Origin of the sequence: Hyphomicrobium sp. (genome assembly GCF_020852195.1) — a bacterium.
In the GTDB taxonomy this organism is placed as follows: domain Bacteria; phylum Pseudomonadota; class Alphaproteobacteria; order Rhizobiales; family Hyphomicrobiaceae; genus Hyphomicrobium_C.
Genome location: NZ_JADZBI010000104.1, coordinates 1 through 2,503, shown reverse-complemented (window position 1 = coordinate 2,503; position 2,503 = coordinate 1). Strand labels below are relative to the sequence as shown.

Below are 2,503 nucleotides of genomic sequence, written 5' to 3'. Positions count from 1 at the left end.
GCATGTTGGCGGCGGAGTCGACGATCGATGAGTCAACGCGAAAGAAAACTGGCGATGGGCTTTGCGGGCGTCGTGGTGCTGGCGCTGGGCCTGTACATGTATCCGCGCACGATTCGCCCGATGTTCGAGGGCGACCAGGGCGTGGAGGCGGCGCAGGCGGAGCTGGTGGAAAAGCAGGAGAAGCACGACGCGCTGGAGACCACGCTGCATGACAAGTACCGCGACTTCGTGGTTCGCAACGGCGGTATCGATCCCTCGAAATGGCAGGACGACTGGTACGAGCGGCTGAACAGCCTGTTGAGCTCGGTGAAGCTCGGCGGGCGTATCACGCCCAAGCCCGTCACGGTCAATCAGAAGAGCAAGATCGCGACGCTGAAGATTTCGGTGAATGCCCGGGGCACATTCGCGCAGTGCATGGAGTTCGTGCGCGAGTTCTACAAGATTCCCTACGTGGCGCGGCTCTCGAGCCTGCGGCTCGTGCCGACGCCGTCGGCGCACAAGGCCGAGCACGACGAGGTGACGCTCGACGCCGAGATCGAAACGATGCTGCTGCCGGCCGCGGAAGGGTGGAGCCTGCCGACCGGCAAGCAGCCGGAGGAGTTCAACCGCATTGCCAGCGCCGACACCAACATGCTGCTCAACTGGCGGCCGTTCAACCCCTGGGTGGAACCAACCATCGACCCGCCCAAGATCCCGATCGTGGAAGAGCCAAGAACGCCCCCGCCCGGGCCTCCGCCGGTGCGCGGCGGTCCTGACGAGTGGACCGACGCCAAGGACCTGATGATCAAGATGGTCAGCGGCTACGGTTCCGGGGACTACTGGGTGCGCGAGGTGCTGCTCGAGAATATCATGGATTTCTCAACGCGCTACGTCGCGGCGGGTGAGCCGTTTGACGGCGGCGAGCTGGTGCTCGTGCACGCCCTCGGCGCCGTCGTGCACAAGAAGACGGCCGAGCGCGACGACGGGTACTGGGTGTATCCCATCGGCGAGCTGCTCAATGCGCGCATGCGCCTGGAGGACTCCGCAGCCAGTTGGCCGGAAATCTACGTCGCAGCGCGGCAGTATTTGCAGGATCGCGGCGAAGTGGCGCCTCCGCCTTCGGCTGTAGCACCGCCGGCTTCGGCTCCGCTGGTGACGGCGGGCGTCACGCCCGAGGAGCAGGATCAGGCGTTGACCGAAGCCGTCGAGCAGCTCGCGACGCTGCCCGGATACGACGAAATGGGGCCACCGCTGCCGCCGGCCCAGGCCGCCGGCGCAGCCGTTCCCATGGACGAGGACGGCGCTGGGAATTCGCAGACTACGCCGCGGCGCCACAAGCCGGCTGCGGTACAAGACGCCGGAAGCAGTCGCTCGGCTGCCGTGTCCAAGCCCGCCGCGGGGGATGGCACGGCAATTCCGGCGACAGCCGAGGGCAAGACGCCCGCAGCGACGCGGCCCGGCGCATCCCGCGCCGGGACCAGCCCGGCGACCCCGGCCCGCGGTCCGCGGCGGCCCGCGTCGCCACCTACTGATAAACCCAATGAGGAGAACGACGATGTCGCTCCACCGGAATAACAGCCGTCAGGTAACGATGAACGCTCCGCACCCCCGCCGATTCGCGCGCTGCGCGCCGCGGGCCTGGCCGGCACTGCTGCTGATCGCGGCGCTGGGCGTGTGGTCCGCCGGTTCAGGGGCGCGGGCCGATGAGCCGACCACGCCGGCTGAGATCGAGAAGCGCATCAATGAACTGGCGAGTCGTAACGATCCGACCGACGCCGAATTGGAGGAACTCGTTGCGCTGGGCCAGAAGTATGCCGAGTTGATGGGGCAGAGCACGCCGCCGCCGCCCGCCGACCAGGCGGGTCCGCCCACGCCCGAGCCGGCTGACGAGGCCGCTCCGGCGCCGACGCCGCGGCCCACGGCGGGCCGCCGCGGCATGCGCGGTCAGACGGCATCCCCTTCGCCCTCGCCGAGTCCCAGTCCGGCTGGCCGTCCCGGCCGCAGGTCGGGACGCGGCGCCAAGCCCCCGGCTGAAGCGACGCCCGCTCCGGCTGAGGCGGCCCCGGGCGAAGCCGCGCCAGGCGAGGAGATTGAAGTTTCCCGTAACATGGCCGCCGAGCAGTACCTCAAGAGCTACAACGAACGCGAGTACCAGTTCAGCATCAAGGACGGCACGTACGCCGAGTTGATCGAGAACTTCGGACGCATGGCCAGCTTGCCGGTGATCGGCGCGGCGCCGCCCGGAAGCGTCACCTTCGTCAGCGCCGACGTCATGGATTTCAAAACCGCGCTCGGTCGGGTGCAGATGCTGCTGTTCAAGCATCCGGACCAATATTGGCTCGATTTCAAGAAGGACAAAGGCTATCTCGAAATCGTCCGCATGGTGGATATCAAGCGCTACATCCCCCTCAACCGCATCTACATCAGCCTGGCGGCGTACCAGGCCGACAAACTCGACGACAACGAAATCGCGATGCTGCTGTACACGCCCGAGAGCGGCTCCATCGGCGAACTCGAGCCGCTG

General features: G+C 67.2%; 1 protein-coding gene and 1 pseudogene. Both read left to right on the top strand.

The features are described 5' to 3' along the window. The first annotated feature begins 27 nt into the window (after positions 1–27). Positions 28–1,554 (top strand): hypothetical protein, encoded by a 1,527-nt coding sequence (locus IT540_RS08525; protein ID WP_291175809.1) that lies wholly within the window; start codon positions 28–30, stop codon positions 1,552–1,554. Then, positions 1,535–2,503: pseudogene (locus tag IT540_RS08520) on the top strand (hypothetical protein); the annotation flags it as partial. The gene IT540_RS08525 and the pseudogene IT540_RS08520, both read left to right, overlap by 20 nt.